We start from the raw sequence: 20,744 nt of genomic DNA, 5'->3' as shown, positions 1-20,744 counted from the left end.
GCTCCGCTCTTGCTTTGAATACTCTTGACATGTTTTAAATAGAACATAACCGATTGATAAGGAATTCACAGCATGTCCGAGAACAAAACCACTAAACTCATCACTGCCGGTCGTGATAAGAAGTGGACCAATGGTGTTGTTAACCCACCAGTACAACGCGCTTCAACTGTCGTATTTAACTCAGTAGAAGAGAAGCGTAAAGCGACGATTAACCGCGCTAACAAGACCCTTTTTTACGGACGTCGTGGAACCAACACTCATTTTGCCTTCCAAGATGCGATGGTTGAAGTGGAAGGCGGCGCAGGCTGTGCACTCTACCCTTGTGGAACGGCAGCTATCTCTAATGCGATCCTTTCTTTTGTAGAAACAGGCGACCATATTCTGATGGTTGACACTTGCTACGAGCCAACTCGCGATTTCTGTGACACCATCATGAAAAAGATGGGCGTAGAAACCACCTACTACGAACCAACAATTGGCGAAGGCATCAAAGAGCTTATCAAGCCAAATACCAAGGTGTTATTTACCGAATCTCCGGGTTCAATCACCATGGAAGTTCAGGATGTCCCTACACTCGCGCGTATTGCTCACGAGCATGACATCATCGTGATGTTAGACAACACGTGGGCTGCTGGTGTTAATTTCTCTCCATTTGATTTTGGTGTTGATATCTCAATTCAAGCGGCGACTAAATACATCGTCGGTCACTCTGATGTGATGTTAGGTACTGCCGTTGCCAACGAGAAGTGCTGGGATCACTTAAGAGAACAAAGCTACTTAATGGGCCAATGTGTTTCACCAGATGACGCTTACCTTGGCCTGCGCGGCATTCGTACCTTAGATGTGCGACTACGCCAACATGCGGAAAGCAGTTTAAAAGTCGCGAAGTGGTTAGAAACTCGACCTGAAGTAGACCACGTTCGTCACCCAGCTCTTGAATCATGCCCAGGTCATGAATTCTTTAAACGAGACTTCACCGGTGGTAATGGCCTGTTCTCGTTTGTGCTAAAGAATACGAATACACAAGCAACCACAGCGCTGCTTGATGGTATGAAACACTTCAGCATGGGTTACTCATGGGGTGGATTTGAGAGCTTAGTTCTAGCGAACGAGCCGAGCAGCTTTAACAGCCTAAGAACAGTAGCGAATCCAAACTTCGACGGTACTTTAATTCGCGTACATATCGGCTTAGAAGATGTTGATGATTTGATTGCAGATCTAGAGGCAGGGTTGGATCGCTACAGCGCTCTGGTTTAGCTAGAAACGGTATATTTAACATACAAAAAAGGCAGGATATTCCTGCCTTTTTCAGTTCCGCGCATCAGCGGCCTATAACTCCACAACTAACGCACAGTGCTTCGTAATTCATTATTGAACTTGGTAGCATGTCCAATTAAAGATTTCAGAGCGGTGTTCATTAAACAGATATAGGGACTGCTCCTGCTCTAAAATCGAGTAATCAATGGTCACTCCTTTGTACTCACTGTATTCCTGGTTAATGATCGGATCATGAAACGGAGTTGCGGTCCTCACATCAATAATGCTCATCGACAAATGATCCCCGTCCAAACCATAGTAACCAGAATAAAGGTTTTCCATTGTGCCTTCGGTGCCGTCTTTCTCAGTGATCGTCACAAACTCTCTCATGCTATAAGTTTGGTCAGACTGAAAAGTAAAGATTATTCGCTCATAAAGTGATTGGTACGGTTGATATGCCTGAGATAAGAAATCCGTTTTTAGTGTTTTACAATGCCATCGAGTACCTGCCAGTATGTTCTGGTCTAGAAAAAAGCTCACCGATGCAATTGCCAATAAAATGAGTAAACCAATTAATCGCAAAAGTAGCCCCTCTTTTCCATATAGGCAGCAAACGAGTCAAAAGACGTTTCTACATTGAAAATTGTCGCCCCGTAATTGAGCGCCTCGCCATCCTTCTTTTGAACTAACATGTACAAAGCATCGCTTTCTGGTTGGTCGACAGATGGATAAATACGGACAAACACATCCACATTACAGTGGCTAGGTATCACGCTGGTCAGCTTTTCTGTTATCGCTGGTAGCGAATAAGAATCTCCATGAACAATATGGAAAAAGTAGTGGTTAGTATTGTCTGCGTAACTATCTCGATATTCCGACTTATCAATAAAGTAAGGCGTTGGCTTGTAGTAAGTTTGGAATAGATTGAACGCAGTAACGAGAATACAAATAAGTGCGAATATATAGCCCGCTATTACCGCGTGCTTATTGCTAGTGATATTTGATAAACCAAGTGCAACCGAACCGTGCGCTTGATTTGAAGTTATAGAGTCCGAAATGATAGTCGAAGAATTCTTTACAGGCTCTTGGCTTGTCGTGGATGATTTATCTGCTGGTGCAATTAGCTCTGCTTGAGGCACAGCTTGGTTGTTTAAGCTTGTCTTTTTCGACTCGTCGATTTCAAGGGAATAGCCGGTTTTACTGACGGTGCGGATCGTTGCGCAGCCACAGGTTACCCTAGATAATGTTTTTCTGATCTTTGAAATTACATTAGTAAGCGCTTGTTCCGAAACAATCACATTGCCCCAGCATCTATCAAATATCAGACCTCGTTCGATGCACTCGCCCACATTTTCAAGCAAGAGGAGGAATACCTTGCCTTCTAGTGGCGAGATAGTTTCTACGTGTCCATCTTCACGCACAAACTGCCTAAGCAAAGGATCATAACTAGCATCACATATTTGGTAGTTTTGTTGTTTCACTATCGTTTTCTATCTTTAAACTCGGTCACATATAATATTAAATAGTTTATAAATGGCTAGTGCTTTTTTGTCATTTATAAGTAACTATTTTCGCGATAATAAATAATCTACCTGTAAGGACAACACACCATATGGTCATTAACCATACCGGTCGCTTGCATGAACGCGTAACAGATTGTTTCACCTACAAACTTAAAGCCTCGCTTTTTTAAAAACTTACTCATGGCTTTAGATTGCTCAGTAGAAGCAGGGACTTGTGACATCTCTGTCCACTGATTATCGATCACCTTGTTATCAACAAATTGCCATAAGGCATTTGATAAAGAACCGAACTCTTTTTGAAGTTCCAGCGCTGCACGCGCATTGTTGTACACGGAGGCAATTTTGCCCTTATGCTTCACCACATCATAGTTTTCAATGATATTGGGTACATTGTCTTCATTGAGTTCTGCTAATTTGTGTAAGTCGTAGTTCTCAAATGCCGCGCGATAGCCTTCTCGTTTTTTCAGTATAGTAATCCAACTAAGACCCGCTTGAGCTCCCTCTAGAGTGATGAATTCAAACAGCACCTGATCATCATAGACGGGGACGCCCCATTCAGTATCGTGGTATACCCTTTCAAGTTCATGCTTAAGTGCCCATGCACAAGTTCTCTCAGTAGCATTCGCTTTCATTTCGATAATCTCGCTTAAGTAAAATACATAAAAATAATGCCCCAGTTAGGGGCATTATTTCAAAGGTAAATTGGCGTTATGCTACGTCAATCTTATGGAACAGGCGGTACAGTACCGGTACAACGATAAGCGTCAGTACCGTTGCAAAACCTAAACCAAACATAATGGTTACCGCCATTGGCTTGAAGAAGATATCTGGCAACAGAGGAATCATACCTAGAATCGTTGTAATCGCAGCCATACATACCGGGCGAACACGGCTTAGTGCAGCATCAACGACAGCAACATAAGGATCCTTACCTGACTTCATCTCAATCTCTATTTGGTCAAGCAGTACGATACCGTTCTTCAAAAGCATCCCGGATAGACTCAAGAAGCCTAACAGAGCCATAAAGCCAAATGGGGTGTTTAAGGCCAGCAAGCCAGTCGTCACACCAATTAAAGCCAGCGGTACCGTTAACCACACGATCAGCGGCTCTTTTACTGAGTTAAACAGGAACACAGTGATCAAGAACATAAACAAATAGCCAAGAGGCATGGTTGTAAACAGAGATGCCTGCGCTTTAGCTGATGATTCATACTCACCACCCCACTCAAGAGAATAACCCGGTGGCATCTCAATCGCTTCAATTTGTGGCTGTAGGCGCTTCTGTAACGTAGAAGCAGTTTCTTCGCCCAGTAGGTCTGGATCCGCCATCACTGTAAGCATACGCTTACGGTTCTTACGGATGATCAGTGGATCTTCCCATTCCAACTCATAACCTAAAGTCACTTGTTGCAGTGGGATGTATTCACTTAACGCAGGGCTCCAAATCTTCATACCTTCGATGTTACGAATATCAACACGCTCATCTTCCGGTAAACGAGCCACAATTGGCATCAGCGTTGTACCATCACGATACACACCAATCGACTTACCAGAGAAAGACATCGCGAGGAAATCATCAACATCAGACTTGGTGATACCGTAACGACGAGCTTGGCTTTCATTGAACTGAGGCTCTAGCACCTTAGTTCTCTCACGCCAGTCGTGGCGAACGTTAAATGCACCACTATCAGCACGCATTACATCCATCACTTGTGCTGCGATTGAACGTAATACCGTTGGATCAGAGCCTACAATACGAGCTTCTATCTTCGCACCGCCACCAGGACCTAACTCAATCTGTTTTAGCTTGTAGTCGATCTCAGGGAACTGACCATTAACATGGTCACGGAAGCGCTTCATTAGCCCTTCAAGCACTTCGTAGCTCTTAACACGAACCGTTATCTCGCCGTAAGCGCTATAACTTTTCTCTGGTGCGTAAGTCAGCATGAAACGTTGCAAGCCTTTACCTGCGGTCGTCGTGATGTGTTCAACTTCGTCCTGTTCAGCTAACCAGCTTTCAAGCACTTTAAGCTTAGTGTTGGTCGCTCGAATATCGGTCCCTTCCGGCATCCAAACATCAACTTGAAACATTGGTGTTGTCGATGACGGGAAGAAAGCTTGTTTTACGAAACCAAAACCGTAAACACTTGCACCTAGACCAATCACCAGAACAATCATGGTTAGCCACGCACGCTTCATACAGAATTCTAGGAAGTTTTTGTAGACAACAAAAACCATCCCGTTGTACGGATCTTTACCCTCATTGTCTGCATCGACCTTCTGACCTTTAAAGAAGATATCGGCAAAGAATGGCGTAATTGAGATAGCCGTAAACCAGCTCAACATTAGCGAGATAAGCAAAACCGTGAACAAGGTGCCACAATACTCACCCGTCGAGTCTTCAGACAAGCCGATAGGCGCAAATGCCGTTACCGCGATAACCGTTGCACCCAACAATGGCCATTTAGTTTGAGTTACGATATCAGTGGCGGCCTGCATCCGGGTTCGCCCCTTCTGCGTGCCGATCAATATCCCTTCGACCACCACTATGGCGTTATCCACCAGCATCCCCAGTGCGATAACCAATGCACCCAGTGAGATACGTTGGAGGTCGATTTTGAAGTACTGCATGAAAATGAAGGTACCAAACACGGTCAGTAGCAGTATCAAGCCAATCAATAGACCGGAACGCAGACCCATGAAGAACAGTAGCACCACGATTACGATCGCAACCGCCTGCCCCAAGCTCACCACAAAGCCGCTTACGGATTTATCTACTTCTTTAGGTTGGTTATAAACCTCTGAAATATCGATACCAACTGGCTGTTGGTATTTCAATTCAGCAAGCCTGCGGTCAAACGCTTCACCCACCGCGACCACGTTTACGCCTTGAGCAAAGGACACACCAAGGTTAAGCGCTAGTTTACCGTTATAGCCGATAATGTTAGTCGGTACTTCAACATAACCGCGGGTTACTTCTGCCACATCTTTTAGATAGATCAGGCCTTGAGCACCACCTTCGGTCAGAATCAAATCACCCAACTGTTCTACGTTCTGGAACTCGCCCGTAGGATGGATACGAATGTATTCGTCACCAATTCTCACCGCACCCGCACTGGAAACAATGTTTTGAGTCGATAAAAGATTAAATACTGTGTTTGGCGAGATACCCAAAGAGCTGATCCGTTTCATCGAGATTTCAATGAAAACTTGCTCTTGCTGCTGACCAGAAACAGAAACTTTACTGACCCCATCAACCAGTTCCAGCTCACGCCTTAAATAATCGATATAGTCCAACAGTTCTTTATAGCTGTAGCCATCACCGGTTACCGCGAGCAAAATACCGTAAACATCACCAAAATCATCAATAACTTGCGGGTCGTTCACACCAGGCGGCAGTGACACTTTCAAGTCATTCACTTTTCGACGAAGTTCATCCCAAATCTGCGGCAGATCGTCTGGGCCATAGTTGTTCTTCATCGTTACCGTAACCTGAGACAGGCCACGGCTAGAGATAGAGTTAACCTCGTCAACATAGGTAAGTTGTTGGATCGCTTTCTCTAGTGGATAAGTGACTTCCTCTTCCACTTGCTGCGGTGTCGCACCTGGGTAAGAGGTGACAACCATCGCATCTTTGATGGTAAAGGCCGGGTCTTCTAGACGCCCCAAACCAAAGAAGGCAGACACACCACCAATCAGGAAAATCAACGACAGCATCCAACTGATAACTTTATTGCGAATAAAGTAAGCCGCTACACCCGTGATCTGGTCGTCACTTTGTTGAGCGTCATTCTGGGGCTTGTTATTTGCTTCACTCATTGTTCGCCTCCTGAGATAATACTTCCACTGTCATCCCATCTCGCAATCGCGATACGCCCGCTACAACTATATGTTGCCCCATCTCTAATCCTTTGATTATTTGCAACGTTTTCTGGTTAGCTTTGCCTAATACCACTTTCTGCTTTGAAACGGTGTTGTCGTCATTAATGACCCAAACGAATGAGTTCTTACGAGTCAGTTCATCGCCGTCAGCATTGAATACCGCCTCAATAGGCACTAAAACACCGGCTTTCAGTTCTAAGCCAATATCTCGACCATGTGAGGTAACGTCGACCGCCATACCGTCCAAAATCAGATCGTCTTCAGGCATAGGCAGTGCCAAGGTCACGGTAAAGGTTCCGGTGCTTGGATCGGGCTCTGTTGTGAACTCTTTAATGCCTGCTGGGTACTCATTACCGCTTGGAACTCGTACCAAGGCTGTCACATTTTCAAGGATGGTCTCGCTAGGCTGGTTAACGTAGATTTGATCAGGTAGCTGAATCACCACCTCAACATCCTCAACGCTGTGAATATTCACGATTTGCTGACCAACCTGAATGTTCTCAAATTGGTCGACACTGACACGGGAAATGATGCCATCAACGGGAGCTTTGAGCTTAGTGAAAGACAAGCGAAGCTTCGCCAGCTCTAACTCGGCGTATGCAATCTGACGTTGAGCGGCAATCTCATCAAACTGAGACTTCGCGAGTAAGCCCTTTTTCACTAGAGGTTTTGAACGCCTGAACTGGCTGTTCACCACAGTATATCGAGCTTGGGCATTATCGACGTCTAATTGATAGTCCGTTGGATCTAGCTCAGCAATCACATCCCCAGCTTCAACTCGTTCGCCTTCTTTAACATCGAGCCTGTATATCTCGCCCGCCACACGAAAGCTCAGGTGTGCTTTTTCTGCCGCATTGGCAACGGCTGGGAAATAGAGTTTGTCATTGAAATCTAATACTGAAATCTCAATTGCTTTAACTAATGGAATGTTCTCGGCTTCTACTTGAGGCTTTTCTCCACAAGCGGTCAGCAAAGCTAAACATGACAGTCCTGTCGCTAATTTGAATGCACTCATGTTATAGCCCCCTTTCCTTGATCCACTCTCGAACTTTAATGCCGGATTCAAGGCCATTAACACCAGAAGTTACAATGCGATCTCCATCGTTTAAGCCAGAGACAATGTGACGTTTTTCATCAATCACGATCGCGACTTTTTCAACGATACCATCACTATTCACTCGCCAAACTGAGACATCATCGCCATCAGTCATCATTGCAGAGGTCGGGATTTTGGTTGCAGCTGCTTGAGCTGACACAAGATTCACGGTACCAGACATGCCAGGCAAGATGCCGATATCGGTTGGTCTTTCCATCACCATAGTGACTTTATATGAACCCGTTTTAGGGTCAGCTTCCGTATCAACCTCTTGGAACGTCAGTACGTAGGAGTTTTCAGGAAACGCATCAAATACCATGGTTGCATCGGTTTCAAACCCTGAAGAAAAGCGCGTAATAAGTTGGTCGGGTAATAAGAAAACGACTTTAAGAATCTGATTGGTTTGAATATTCATTACGCCTTCTTTAGCGGCAATGTACTCATGATTTTCAGCTGGAATAATGGAGATGGTGCCATCATAAGGGGCAACTAAAGTGGTGTAGCGAAGATTCGCGTTCGCTTGATTAAGCATCGCGCGAGCTGAATTGTGGTTTGCTTTCGCTTGGTCGAAATCTTGCTCTGACACTACGCGGTCTTTACGCAGTTTGATCGCACGTTGGTACTGAACATCGGCAAGCTGAAAGTTCGCTTTTGCTTGCTTCTCTAGCAGTTGATATTCATCAGGGTTTAGCATGGCGAGTTTGTCGCCTTTCGACACATGCTGCCCAGCAGTCACGTCGATGCTCTGTAATAACCCGGGAACGCGGAATGCGAGTACCGCTCTATCACCAGCTTCAGTTGTAGCAGGAAAATTACGCTCAAAAGCATTGTTACCGACGGAGATAGTGAAGAGTTTGGCGGGTCTAGATTCAGGTTCAGGTACGGGAGGAAGCTCCTTACCACACCCAGACAACCCAGCTAAGGCCGTCAATAGGACAAGGGAGGCTCTATACATTGGTGATCATCCATATCTATAAATATTTTTATAACATAGATTAATCGCATGTAACTTACCAGTCAGCGTAAGATTTATTTAGAGAAAATTATTAAAAAAAATAACGGCTTGGAATAAATTTTCCTAAACCGTCATCTTATATTTTTTAGGTTTTACCGCTACATGTTCTTAAATTCGCGGTTCACTTTAAACGTATCGGATGTGACATAAGCTTCCATGTTGCGGACACTGGTCTCTAACTTCTGGAAATCACCCTCTAAAGTGTTCAATAGCGACTCTGCAGTTTGCCCTTTTTCCCAAGGCTTTTGCTTGAGCGTATGCTCTTGTTTAGCCTTCATTTGGTCGACATACTGAGGTGGTTGTTTTTCAAGCATAAATGTCAAAGCAATATACGCCAATAACACCAAAAAACTACCACCGAGCAGTGCAGCAGAGATAACCATGATGCGAACCAGCCAGACTTCCAGGCCGAAATAGTTCGCCAACCCTGCACACACGCCAGACAACTTACCGTTAATTGGATCGCGATACAGATCTCTACTCATAGTTTCGTCTCCAGTTAGGTGACTCCGCATCCAGTATTTTTTCTAGCGTTGTTACACGATCTTGCATCGATTCTGCCTGTGCTGAAAGCTTATGCAGGCGTTGAAGATCCGTTTCCGATAGCCCATTACTGGATTTCTTCTTGCTGCGGTAATGTAGGAATAACCATAGCGGTGCCACGAAGATCAAAAAGACAATCAGTGGACCTGCAATTAGAAATGTGGACATAGACAACTCCTGAATTATTTATCGCGGTTTTCAACTTGTTGCTTCAGTTTCGCTAACTCTTTTTCAATTTCATCTTGAGCTTGTAGCTCTGCAAATTCTTGGTCTAATGATTTTGCATTGCCTGTCTTCGCGTAAACATCCGCTTCAGCTTCTAATTCATCCACTTTACGCGAGAATTGCTCAAACTTCGCCATTGCTTCACTGGTTTTGCTTGAGTGCAGGTGTTTTTGCACATCACGACGGTTGCTTGCAGCGTTGTTGCGAATCATCAGAGCTTGTTGCTTGGCACGTGTTTCTGCGATCTTAGTTTCAAGCTTACCAATCTCATTCGTTAGTTTCTCAATCGTTTCATGCACTAACGTTTGCTCTGTGTGAAGGCTCTTGATGATCTCTTCCAGCTTTTGCTTTTCGATCAGCGCCGCTCTCGCTAGATCTTCACGTTGCTTGGTCAGTGCCAGTGTCGCTTTATTCTGCCAATCAAGAATCTGAATTTCGATAGCTTCAACTTTACGAGCGAGTTCTTTCTTGTCCGCGATTGCTTTTGCTGAATTAGTGCGAACCTCTACCAATGTATCTTCCATTTCTTGGATGATCAGGCGAATCATTTTTTCAGGATCTTCAGCCTTGTCTAATAATGCGCTGATGTTTGAATTTACGATGTCTGCAAAGCGAGAAAAAATACCCATGAGAAACTCCTTAATTACAATTGAAGGCAAATGCGTTTTAAATCGTTGTGCGACTCATCACCACTTGCTCGCTAATTTACATTTGTTGTTAAACCTACCATAAGTAATCCAAGTAGCGTGCCAACTTTTAAGGCATTAATTATCAGTCACTTACAATGTAATGGCGATTAACCTGAACCATGCTATGATGAATTTAACCAAGTATTGGTATTTTTCACCATTACAGCCCTTATATGACCTCCACCAGCGCTCAGCTACTACAAGGACCCGCTATGCAGCAGAATCTCATTGGTGAATCACCTAGCTTTCTCTCTGTTTTGGACAAAGTTTCTCAACTGGCTCCAATAGAAAGACCTATTCTGATCATTGGCGAGCGTGGTACAGGTAAAGAGTTGATTGCACAAAGGCTCCATTACCTCTCAAAGCGTTGGGACCAGCCCCTGATCTCGCTAAACTGTTCAACACTGAGCGAAGGCTTAATTGATTCAGAACTGTTTGGTCATGAGTCAGGCTCCTTTACCGGTTCAAAAGGTCGTCACCATGGCCGATTTGAAAGAGCAGAGGGCGGCACACTATTTCTTGATGAACTCGCGACAACGCCCCTTGCAGTTCAAGAGAAACTATTGCGGGTTATTGAATACGGACAATATGAACGTGTTGGCGGGCAAAAAGCACTAAGTGCAAATGTAAGGCTTGTGTGTGCGACCAATGCAGACCTACCAGAGATGGCATCTAAGGGCGAATTCAGAGCCGACTTATTGGATAGACTCGCCTTTGATGTGATTACTATCCCGCCGCTTCGTGAACGTAAAAAAGACATCACATTACTGGCCGAATACTACGCTATTAAGATGTGCCGTGAATTAGAGCTTGAGCTATTTGTTGGCTTTGCACCATCAGCCATTGAATCCTTGTTGGGATACTCTTGGCCAGGTAATGTCAGGGAGCTCAAGAACGTCATCGAACGTGCCATCTACCAACATGGCAATAACCCATACCCTATTGAATCTTTGGTATTTAACCCGTTCAAGCCAGCGTGGGACACGAATCAAGAATCCTCTCAAGAAATTGGAAATGCTCCATCCAACAGCCATACTTCTACTGAGAGCTCGTTTTCTTTGCCTCTTGACTACAAAGCATGGCAAGAACAACAAGACATCAAACTGCTCAATCAAGCCTTAAAAGAGAGCAAATACAACCAAAAACAAGCCGCCGAATTACTCGGGCTCACCTACAACCAATTAAGGGGAATGGTGAGGAAGTACGCGATTGTCGGACAAGGCAGTGAGAAATAGCCACACTCATAGGATTATTATTTGGAGCCGAATAAATAAAATGTTAAATTATCCGGATCTTGAGGCTCCTCTAACGCCTCGTTTCGAAAAGTATTTCTTTTTATGAAAGCACTAATAAGACTATCACTGAGCATCTGCACGCTGAGCTTTTTAGCCGGATGTGGTGAGAGTGTGAATCACGATCAAATTCGTGAAAAAGGCTTCATTTATTGCGGCCAAGGTAATCCTAGTACCTTCAACCCTCAATTGGTTGATAGTGGAATTACAGCAGAATCGCTGAGCCCTCAAATCTTCGACACGCTGCTCACACTCGATCCTATGACCTATCGACCACAACAGAACCTAGCAACAAGTTGGTCTGTCGATAAATCAGGTACTGAATACACTTTCAAACTTCGCCCGAACGTTGCGTTCCAGACCACAGACTGGTTTACGCCAACTCGTTCTATGAACGCGCAAGATGTGGTTTTTAGTTTCGAACGTATCATTGATAGCTCAAACCCATTCCACTATGTGGGCGGTGGCCTATATCCATGGTTTGCTGGTATCGATTTCAAAAACTTGATTGTTGATATCACAGCATTGGACGACTTAACGGTTAAATTCCAATTAAGCCGACCAGACAATTCCTTTTTAAATAACATCGCGACCAGTTATGCGGTGATTCACTCTAAGGAATACGCAAACCAACTCGTGGCTGCTGATGAGAAGAATGAAATCGACTCAAAGCCAGTTGGTACAGGTCCATTCTATCTGGATGAATATCAAATCAACGACTTGGTGCGCCTTAAAAAGAACAAGCATTACTGGAAAGGTGATGTGCAAATGGACCAAGTGGTTTTCGATACCTCACAACGCGGCACTGGCACACTCGCTAAGTTGCTGCGCAATGAATGTGATGTGTTGAACTCGCCGATTTCTAGCCAGATCCCAATCATTCAAGCACATGAAGAGCTGCAGATATCCGCGACACCAGCGGTTAATGTCTCTTTCATCGCCCTTAATACTGAGCACCCTGCCCTACGTGATTCTCGAGTACGTAAAGCGCTGAACTTGGCTATCAACCGCCAGAATATTCTTGATTCGGTATACTACGGTACAGGCACCAAGGCTTATACACTGCTGCCTCCGACATCTTGGGCTCATCAGAAAGATAATGTTCAAGTGCGCTACGACCGAAACTATGCGATTGCCCTTCTCAAAGAAGCCGGCGTAGAGCCAGGGTTAGAGCTTTCAATGTGGGTACCGCTAGAACCAAGAGCGTACAACCCAAGCCCGCGTAAGACTGCTGAGCTTATCCAAGCTAACTTAGCGGACATCGGCATCGAATTGAAACTATACACAGACGATCGATTCGACCGTACACAGCTATCTTCAATCGCCTCAACAGATCTGCTACTAACTGGCTGGATAGGTAATACCGGCGACCCTGATAATTTCTTGCGTCCCCTACTCTCGTGCAGCTCTGAGCGCGCAGGTCTCAACGTATCGATGTGGTGTAATTCAGACTTTGATTTCCTTCTGGATTTAGCCTTAGAGATCAACCAACAAAGGCACCGTGTAAACTTGTATCGCCAAGCCCAAAACATTCTTAACGAAGAAGTTCCTGTGATCCCTCTGGCTCATGGAGTGCAGTTCCGTGTTCATGATCGTTCACTAACCGGCTTTAAACAAAGCCCGTTCAATGCCCAACCTTTTGATCAAGTCAGAAGAGAGGTGCACTGATGTTTTGGTATACATTAAGACGTATTAACCTGTTCGTGATCACGCTTGCTATCCTGACAATGGTCGGCTTTTCGTTACTGCGACTCGACCAAACCTCACCGTGGGCGATTCAAGATTTCTGGCCAGGCTGGATAAGCTACGTCACTGAATTGTCGACGCTGAATTTTGGCTTAAGCAAACACGGCACACCTATCATTGATGAGCTTGTGGTTGTGTTCCCAGCCACATTAGAACTGTGTTTCTTTGCGTTTGTGTTAGCGCTTTTGATTGGCATCCCTTTTGGGACCATCGCAGGCATGAGGCAAGGTAAATTTGTCGACACCACTATCTCGTTCACCTCGATGGCGGGTTACTCTGCACCTATTTTCTGGGTCGCACTATTGATGATTATGGTGTTCTCTCTGCATTTTGAGATGTTCCCTGTTGGCGGTCGATACGATTTACTTTATGAGATTGAGCACGTGACGGGCTTCGCGATCATCGATGCTTTTTTTGCTGAAGGTCGCTACCGCGCGCACGCGTTGCAAAGTGTCATCGAGCACATGGCGCTTCCGTGTCTTGTTTTAGCATTGGCACCGACGACTCAGGTTATCCGTTTAATGCGAGCGTCTGTAGCTGAAGTGATGACGCAGAACTACATCCGTGCGGCACGTATTAAAGGTCTATCAACAAGAGAGATTGTGACTCAGCACGTATTACGAAATGCGATTCCACCGATTATTCCTAAGGTCGGTGTTCAGCTTTCGAGCATGTTAACGCTTGCGATCATTACCGAGTCTATCTTTAACTGGCCGGGAATTGGACGCTGGTTATTGGACGCTTTATCGAATCAAGATTACGTTTCTATTCAAGCTGGCGTAATTGTGGTGGCAACTCTGGTTTTGACTGCAAATATTCTGTCTGACCTGTTAGGCGCTATGGTCAATCCACTGGTAAGGAAGGAATGGTATGCTAACAAATAACGTCTACCAGGAAGAACAAATTCCTACCCAGTTTGAGCGCTTCTGGCGTAGCTTCCGCTCTAACAACCTTGCGATGTTTGGCTTGTGGTGTTTGATACTGATCATTCTGGTGACGATCACTTCTCCGTGGTTAGCTCCCCATGATGTACAAGAGCAAACGGGCCATCTACTAACACCGCCATCTTGGGATCCAGCAGGTACTGTTGAATATTTCTTGGGTACAGACGATCTAGGCCGAGATATTCTTTCTCGCTTAATCATTGGCTCTCAGTTTACCTTTGGCGCTGCTGTCGTGATTACCTTTATCGCTGCCGTTATTGGCTGTCTCATTGGCGTACTTGCGGGTATGACGCGTGGTTTGCTATCAAGTACCCTAAACCACCTGCTTGATACGGTGATGTCGATTCCGTCTCTGCTACTAGCAATCATCTTTGTAGCATTCCTTGGCTTTGGCGAGTTCAATATCTTGCTGGCCTTATGTTTGGCATTGATTCCGCGCTTTATTCGCTCGGTCTACATTGCCGTGCATGCTGAGGTAGAGAAAGACTATATTCTGGCTTCTCGCCTTGATGGTGCAAACGACTTCTACCTGCTGTGGAACTCGATTCTTCCAAATATTCTTACTGTGGTGGCACTAGAAATTACACTGGCGTTATCGGTCGCGATTCTTGATATCACCGCCTTAGGCTTCCTTGGGCTTGGCGCTCAAGCACCAAGTACCGAATGGGGCTCTATCCTCGGTGATTCTGTAGAACTGATTTATCTCGCACCATGGACAGTAACCCTACCCGGCCTAGCCATTATGTTTACAGTGATTGTGATTAACCTCGTCGGTGAAGGTGTTCGCCAAGCGCTAAATGCAGGAATCGAATAATGCCGTTACTTGATATTCGACATCTAACCATTGAAATTGAGACCCCTCAAGGGATGGTTAAAGCGGTAGATCGAATGAGTATTACCCTCAATGAAGGGGAAATTCGTGGTTTAGTAGGTGAATCAGGCTCTGGTAAAAGCTTGGTTGCTAAAGCGATCGTTGGTGTTTGTAAAGAAAACTGGAAGGTATCCGCTGACCGTATGCGACTTGGGAATGTTGACCTGCTTCAACTAACACCGAAGGAGCGCAGACGTGTTATTGCTCGTGACATCGCGATGATTTTCCAAGAACCATCGACGTGTCTTGATCCTTCGGAAAAAGTGGGCAATCAACTGATCGAAGCCATTCCTTCCCACGCCTTTGAAGGTCGATGGTGGCAACGATTTAAGTGGCGCAAGAAGCAAGCTATCGCTCTGTTGCACAAAGTCGGCATCAAAGATCACTCACGTCTAATGGACAGCTACTCTTACGAGCTCACTGATGGTGAGTGTCAAAAAGTGATGATCGCGATGGCAATCGCGGCCAAACCGAAGGTCTTGATTGCCGATGAACCGACCAACGACTTGGACCCGATTACCCAGTCTCAGATCTTGCGATTATTGAGCCGAATGAATCAGCTCCATAATACGACCATCATCCTGATCGGCCATGACTTAACGACCATCACTCAATGGGCGACTCGAATTACCGTTATGTACTGTGGTCAGTCTGTTGAATCTGCGGATACGCAAAAACTGTTGGATGCACCAAAGCACCCATACACTGTGGCTCTGTTGAAAGCGATGCCAGACTTTAACGACTGGATCCCACACAAAGAGAAGCTTCAATCACTGCCAGGGTCGATTCCTCCACTACAGCATCTACCTATTGGTTGTCGATTAGGTCCACGTTGCCCTTACGCGCAAAGACAGTGTGTGGAAATTCCACATACCAAGCGAATTAAGAACCATAAGTTTAACTGCCACTTCCCTCTGAATATGGAGAAGAAAAAGAAATCATGAGTGCATTATTAGAAGTCAGTGAATTATCTAAAGACTTTACGACTCGCTCTGGTCTTTTCCGTAAAAAGATTCATCAAGCGGTGAAACCGGTAAGCTTTACGCTTGAAGCAGGCCAAACGATCGGCTTTATTGGTCAGAACGGCTCTGGGAAATCGACATTAGCAAGAATGCTAGCAGGCATGGTAGCACCGACTGCGGGTGAGATTCGTGTAAACGGTGAAAAGCTAGAGCATAAAGACTATTCGACTCGCTGTAAGCTGATTCGCATGATCTTCCAAGATCCCAACACTTCGCTTAACCCGCGCATTCAGATTGGTCGTATTCTGGAAGGCCCTTTGAAGCGAAACACCAACATGCCACCAGAAGCCCGCATGCGCCGTGTAAAGGACACACTCTTACGTGTAGGCCTTCTGCCGGAACATGCTTACTTCTACCCTCAGATGCTTGCTGCGGGCCAGAAACAAAGGGTTTGTCTAGCTCGTGCCTTGATACTTCAACCATCAATCATTGTCGCTGACGAAGCTTTGAACGGTCTAGATATGGCAATGCGTTCTCAGATCATCAACCTGTTCTTAGAACTGCAAGAAGAGATGGGCGTATCTTTCGTCTACGTATCTCAACACCTTGGCATTGTTAAGCACATCACCGACAAAATCATTGTGATGCACGAAGGCGATGTGGTTGAGAGTGGGGACACCGATGAAGTATTAACCAACCCAAGTCACCAAATCACTCAAAGACTGGTTGAGAGTCATTTCTCCAAAGCGCCAAACCACTAAGCTAGAACCACGCTATGTTCAGTAGGAGGGAAAGTATGTTACGAACTGCTACAATGCTTCCCCCTCTTGCTTGTTAGCCTCTCATTTAAAGCGGCAAGCACACCACTGACTTGGTTAGATAAAGCCTTCATAGAAACCGCGTTTTATAACGTGGCACTGCAACACGAATACTCCTCAGGAACAAAACCACTCGCCAAATGGCAGCAACCAATCAAAATTTGGATTGACCATCGTGTCGGCGATAAAGAGCTTCATCAAGAACTCGCAGAGCTGCATATCCAACACTTAGCTCAAGTGACCCAACATCCTATCTCACTCGTCGATAAAGAGTCTGAAGCGAACGTTAAGTGGATATACACCAGACAAAGCAAGTGGATTTCGGAATCCAAACGCGTACTCAATCTCAAATCGATCGAGCACCTAAACAGTGCGATTTGCACAGCAGGCTATCGAACTAACGCAAAAGGTGAAATTGTCTATGCAGGAATCATTATTCCTGTTGATCAGGCTAGGTCACGAGGAAAGCTTGTCGCCTGTATCGTAGAAGAAATCACACAAGTTCTTGGGCTTCCCAATGATTCAGATACAGCCTACCCTTCCATCTTCAACGATCATACGCCAGAGGATCTACTTTCAACGCTAGACGTGGTGCTACTTCAATTACTCTACGAACCAGAGTTAAAACCTGGGATGACTAAAACACAAGTAAAACCCATTGTGCGAAAAATTTTGAAGAGATATCAAGAGACGGGTGTACTTAAACGGGCACCAAACACTACACAGCAAGCACCTTTGTGTCAGTTGATTGGATATTAATACGCGAGATAGTAGTTGTGTTACTTGGGGGACGCTGCAACAGCAAACAGGATTAAAGCGTTGCCTAACAGAAGGCAACGCTGACTTATGATGTGACGAGAAGATTAACGCTTAGCAGCCTGTTTCTTCAGTTCGAAATCAAATTCATCAGGGAACAGGATAACGCCTTCTTCTTGCTCATTAGGGAATACAACCACAGCAAGTTCATCGTCTTCTAGACCATTCGTCCAGCGGCTATGCCATTTGTTCAATGAGATAGACTCAGCCTTACACTCAGCCCAGTCACCTGTCGCCCATGACTCAGCAAACTCTTGGTTTGGCCATACAGGAACGCAGTCTTCGTCTTCTGTGTTTAGCATTACACAACCGTGCTCATCGGTTAAGATCCATACTTGACGGTTTGCTACGATTTCTTTCACACAGTACTTTAGGCGTTGCTCACCCGTGTACTTATTGATTTCCGCGATTCTTTTATCGTCTAGCTGTGTAGTCATCTTAATTTCCTACTTTAGTCAGTAACTTTGCGCTTAAAGTTATTTTATGCAGAGTGCTTTTAACTGCAAATATTATCGATGAAGAAAAGTGCTTACTTCAAAGAAAAACGCCTGCTAAATTAGCAGGCGTTTATTATTAAGTGACTTGATTAAACAAGCTCACCTTGTAGCCAAGGCCAGCCTTGCTTCTTACGGCTTAATGTATTTTCCATCATTAGCATGCCGTCTTTTTCGTGCTTAACCAATTTCTCAGCCCACTCACCTTTGTAAAGTAGACGAGTTTGAGCAGTAGTGATGTCAGTAAGCATTACAGCAGCGAATGCTAGACCGTCTTTCTCACAACGCTCTTCAAGATCCGCTTCAAGTGCTTCGATCATGCCATCTACTTGCTCAAGAGTCGCAAGCTCAACTTGACCTACAACAACATCGCGACCGTTGAACGGGTAGCCTTTAAGGTCTTTTTCTACTAGCTGTGCAGCAGATAGGCCTTCGATGTTTGTTTTAGCGATTAGAAGTGCTTTGATGAATGCATCAACGTCGTCTACGCCAGCGATTTCAGCAAGTTCAGCAACCGCGTCTTTGTCTTTTTGAGTACAAGTTGGAGATGCGAAACCAACAGTGTCTGAAAGAATTGCAGACATCATTAGCTTAGCGATTTGTTGAGAGATAGCGTGACCTTCAATCTTGAACATGTTGAAAAGTACTGTGTTAGTACAACCAACAGGCCAGATCCAAGCTTCCATTGGGTTAACTGTCATCACGTCGCCTAGACGGTGGTGATCGACAATACCTAGGATCTCTGCGTCAGCAACATCGTCTGGTGCTTGTGCTAGATCTGAGTAGTCTACTAGCCAGATTTTCTCACCAGCAACAGAAGTACGAAGTTCTGGCATTTCTGCGCCAGCAACTTCAAGAATGTGTTGAGTTTCGCGGTTGATCTCGCCTTGGCGAATTGGTGTCGCTTCCTCGCCACGAGCTTTAAGAAGCTCTGTTGCAACTAACGCACTACAAATACTGTCACTATCAGGGTTTTTGTGACCAACAACTAAAATCATGTTTCTTCCTATTACACTAACAATTACGACTCTACCTATAGAGCCTCTCTTTATTAGGCACACTTTACCTTATTTTTTTAGTTTGGTCATGTTTCGTCGATTTTCCCCACTTCAAGAATAGAGAAAAAAACCAATAATGCAATTGATAATTATTATCATTCGTATATATTAATCTTTAGACACCTATTTTTGAGTAACACCTATGGATCGACTAATCTCATTTTTACCAAGTAGTAGCACTGCGAAAACCACTCAGTTTTCACTCTCTTTCAAGCGACTGCTTTTGCCTATTTCACTTGCTGCTCTAGTTGCAGCACCGGCTACGCGAGAGCTTACGGTAACCACCTTATCTGACGCGTTCTGGGCCGTGTCTTGTTATGTTGCTCTAACCCTGGCGGTCTATCACTGGCTAGCTCTCTACATCAACAAAGACAACGTATTCAGTAAGTTGGTCCATCAATCTCGCTCCAACCAAGTTGTATTTGCCGCTCTGATGGGGGCGCTGCCCGGTTGTGGTGGTGCTATCGTGGTAACCACACAATTTATCTCGGGCAAGCTCGGTTTCGGCGCTGTTGTCGCTGTGTTGGTGTCCACTATGGGCGATGCAGCCTTTCTACTCATCGCCAGCGAACCGAAAACAGGCCTAGCTATGATGGCGATGGGTGTCATCGTCGGTACGGCTTCAGGTCGAATCATCAACCTATTCCACGCCGATGACTTTTTACGCCCTAAACAAGTTGAGAATAATGAACCTGTTAGAAGCTGTTCATCGCAATCACAAGACAAAGAAGCCGTTTCTAAAAAAGCGATCAATTTGCAGGGTTACTTGTGGTCAGTATTGATTATCCCAGGCGCTTTGGTTGCCCTACTCGGCTCATTTCAAGTCGATATAAATCAACTGCTCGCTTTACCTGAAATGTCGATGGAATGGCTTGGCGCTATCTTGTTGACTAGCTCAATGTTTTTGTGGGGACTCACACGTGAGATTAAAGACTACAAATCAGCGGTAAGTGAGGACGAAAAATGTCTAGGCTCTCATCCACTACAAAAAACAGCGCAGGATACGAACTTTGTTACAGCGTGGGTCGTGGTTGCTTTTCTGTTTTTTGAGTTCGGTTCTGTGATAGCAAATGTTGATTTTGCGACGCTATTCTCAAGCTGGGGAATTATGCTCCCCCTGGCTGGGGTCCTGATGGGTTTGCTACCGGGCTGTGGACCACAATTATTGGTGACTAGTCTTTACCTTTCAGGCGCACTTCCTCTTTCAGCTCAGGTAGGCAATGCAATTTCAAATGATGGTGATGCCCTGTTCCCTGCCATTGCGATGGCACCTAAAGCCGCACTAGTCGCGACCTTGTACTCAAGTATACCCGCTTTACTCTGTGCATACGGTTATTGGTTTATGTTCGAGATTTAAATCTCGCAGCTCGATAGGTTTCTATTAGGTCGGTACTTGGTATCGACCCTTTTACTTTGTCATCCTAATTACCACTTACAGCAACTCTTAGCTATCAACACACTCTAGCCTGGAAGCTTAACTGTCTTTCCTCTATCCATACTCTTCCGGATGCGC

At 45.1% G+C, this 20,744-nt stretch carries 19 protein-coding genes and 1 pseudogene; 9 read left to right on the top strand and 11 right to left on the bottom strand.

Features of this window, described 5'->3' with window-relative positions; all coding sequences use genetic code 11:
* Window positions 1-72 precede the first annotated feature (72 nt).
* Window positions 73-1,257, top strand: coding sequence for a cystathionine beta-lyase (locus BTO10_RS11950; RefSeq protein WP_105024651.1), 1,185 nt, complete (start codon window positions 73-75; stop codon window positions 1,255-1,257).
* A gap of 111 nt (window positions 1,258-1,368) precedes the next feature.
* Here the strand turns inward: BTO10_RS11950 and BTO10_RS11945 are convergent, their stop codons facing one another.
* From BTO10_RS11945 to pspA, 9 genes are all read right to left on the bottom strand, one after another.
* The gene (locus BTO10_RS11945) at window positions 1,369-1,839 is read right to left on the bottom strand and encodes a hypothetical protein (RefSeq protein ID WP_105024650.1); all 471 of its coding nucleotides are present in this window, start codon (window positions 1,837-1,839) and stop codon (window positions 1,369-1,371) included.
* Window positions 1,830-2,738, bottom strand: a complete 909-nt coding sequence (locus BTO10_RS11940) for a winged helix-turn-helix domain-containing protein (protein WP_105024649.1) — start codon at window positions 2,736-2,738, stop codon at window positions 1,830-1,832. The genes BTO10_RS11945 and BTO10_RS11940 overlap by 10 nt, the downstream gene beginning before the upstream one ends.
* Before the next feature lie 107 nt (window positions 2,739-2,845).
* Window positions 2,846-3,412, bottom strand: coding sequence for a DNA-3-methyladenine glycosylase I (locus BTO10_RS11935; RefSeq protein ID WP_105024648.1), 567 nt, complete (start codon window positions 3,410-3,412; stop codon window positions 2,846-2,848).
* 76 nt (window positions 3,413-3,488) lie between these two features.
* Complete coding sequence (locus BTO10_RS11930; RefSeq protein ID WP_105024647.1) at window positions 3,489-6,599, bottom strand: efflux RND transporter permease subunit; 3,111 nt, start codon at window positions 6,597-6,599, stop codon at window positions 3,489-3,491.
* The gene (locus tag BTO10_RS11925) at window positions 6,592-7,677 is read right to left on the bottom strand and encodes an efflux RND transporter periplasmic adaptor subunit (protein WP_004742071.1); all 1,086 of its coding nucleotides are present in this window, start codon (window positions 7,675-7,677) and stop codon (window positions 6,592-6,594) included. Before BTO10_RS11925 ends, BTO10_RS11930 begins: the two co-directional genes overlap by 8 nt.
* A gap of 1 nt (window position 7,678) precedes the next feature.
* Window positions 7,679-8,713: an efflux RND transporter periplasmic adaptor subunit gene (locus tag BTO10_RS11920; RefSeq protein WP_105024646.1), complete on the bottom strand. Its 1,035-nt coding sequence runs from the start codon at window positions 8,711-8,713 to the stop codon at window positions 7,679-7,681.
* Window positions 8,714-8,871: 158 nt separating this feature from the next.
* Window positions 8,872-9,258, bottom strand: coding sequence for an envelope stress response membrane protein PspC (gene pspC, locus BTO10_RS11915; protein WP_008222647.1), 387 nt, complete (start codon window positions 9,256-9,258; stop codon window positions 8,872-8,874).
* Entirely contained in the window at window positions 9,251-9,484 is a 234-nt protein-coding gene (pspB, locus tag BTO10_RS11910) for an envelope stress response membrane protein PspB (RefSeq protein ID WP_004742066.1), read from the bottom strand. The genes pspC and pspB overlap by 8 nt, the downstream gene beginning before the upstream one ends.
* A 14-nt stretch (window positions 9,485-9,498) precedes the next feature.
* Window positions 9,499-10,170, bottom strand: coding sequence for a phage shock protein PspA (gene pspA, locus BTO10_RS11905; protein WP_105024645.1), 672 nt, complete (start codon window positions 10,168-10,170; stop codon window positions 9,499-9,501).
* Between the two features lie 272 nt (window positions 10,171-10,442).
* Between pspA and pspF the strand changes: the two genes are divergently transcribed.
* The 7 genes and pseudogenes from pspF (at window position 10,443) to BTO10_RS11870 (ending at window position 17,622) form a co-directional block, all read left to right on the top strand.
* Window positions 10,443-11,465 (top strand): phage shock protein operon transcriptional activator, encoded by a 1,023-nt coding sequence (gene pspF / locus BTO10_RS11900; RefSeq protein ID WP_105024644.1) that lies wholly within the window; start codon window positions 10,443-10,445, stop codon window positions 11,463-11,465.
* 102 nt (window positions 11,466-11,567) lie between these two features.
* Window positions 11,568-13,190 (top strand): ABC transporter substrate-binding protein SapA, encoded by a 1,623-nt coding sequence (sapA, locus tag BTO10_RS11895; RefSeq protein ID WP_105024643.1) that lies wholly within the window; start codon window positions 11,568-11,570, stop codon window positions 13,188-13,190.
* On the top strand, window positions 13,190-14,152 hold the full coding sequence (locus tag BTO10_RS11890) for an ABC transporter permease (protein WP_008222638.1): 963 nt from the start codon (window positions 13,190-13,192) through the stop codon (window positions 14,150-14,152). The genes sapA and BTO10_RS11890 overlap by 1 nt, the downstream gene beginning before the upstream one ends.
* Entirely contained in the window at window positions 14,139-15,026 is an 888-nt protein-coding gene (gene sapC, locus BTO10_RS11885; protein WP_105024642.1) for a putrescine export ABC transporter permease SapC, read from the top strand. The genes BTO10_RS11890 and sapC overlap by 14 nt, the downstream gene beginning before the upstream one ends.
* Window positions 15,026-16,027, top strand: a complete 1,002-nt coding sequence (locus BTO10_RS11880) for a peptide ABC transporter ATP-binding protein (RefSeq protein ID WP_004742055.1) — start codon at window positions 15,026-15,028, stop codon at window positions 16,025-16,027. The genes sapC and BTO10_RS11880 overlap by 1 nt, the downstream gene beginning before the upstream one ends.
* The gene (locus BTO10_RS11875) at window positions 16,024-16,806 is read left to right on the top strand and encodes a peptide ABC transporter ATP-binding protein (RefSeq protein WP_105024641.1); all 783 of its coding nucleotides are present in this window, start codon (window positions 16,024-16,026) and stop codon (window positions 16,804-16,806) included. Before BTO10_RS11880 ends, BTO10_RS11875 begins: the two co-directional genes overlap by 4 nt.
* 35 nt (window positions 16,807-16,841) lie before the next feature.
* A pseudogene (locus BTO10_RS11870) lies at window positions 16,842-17,622 on the top strand (DUF2927 domain-containing protein).
* A gap of 104 nt (window positions 17,623-17,726) precedes the next feature.
* On the opposite strand, the gene BTO10_RS11865 reads toward BTO10_RS11870, so the two are convergent.
* Window positions 17,727-18,116, bottom strand: coding sequence for a DUF2750 domain-containing protein (locus tag BTO10_RS11865; RefSeq protein ID WP_105024639.1), 390 nt, complete (start codon window positions 18,114-18,116; stop codon window positions 17,727-17,729).
* Between the two features lie 149 nt (window positions 18,117-18,265).
* Window positions 18,266-19,171, bottom strand: coding sequence for a manganese-dependent inorganic pyrophosphatase (locus tag BTO10_RS11860; protein WP_004742049.1), 906 nt, complete (start codon window positions 19,169-19,171; stop codon window positions 18,266-18,268).
* A gap of 202 nt (window positions 19,172-19,373) precedes the next feature.
* Between BTO10_RS11860 and BTO10_RS11855 the strand changes: the two genes are divergently transcribed.
* Entirely contained in the window at window positions 19,374-20,588 is a 1,215-nt protein-coding gene (locus BTO10_RS11855; RefSeq protein ID WP_105024638.1) for a putative manganese transporter, read from the top strand.
* Window positions 20,589-20,744: the final 156 nt, after the last annotated feature.

The sequence above is a fragment of the Vibrio chagasii genome, assembly GCF_002954585.1.
In the GTDB taxonomy this organism is placed as follows: domain Bacteria; phylum Pseudomonadota; class Gammaproteobacteria; order Enterobacterales; family Vibrionaceae; genus Vibrio; species Vibrio chagasii_A.
The sequence above is the reverse complement of the archived record's forward strand: the minus strand, read 5'-3'. Positions and strand labels throughout refer to the sequence as shown.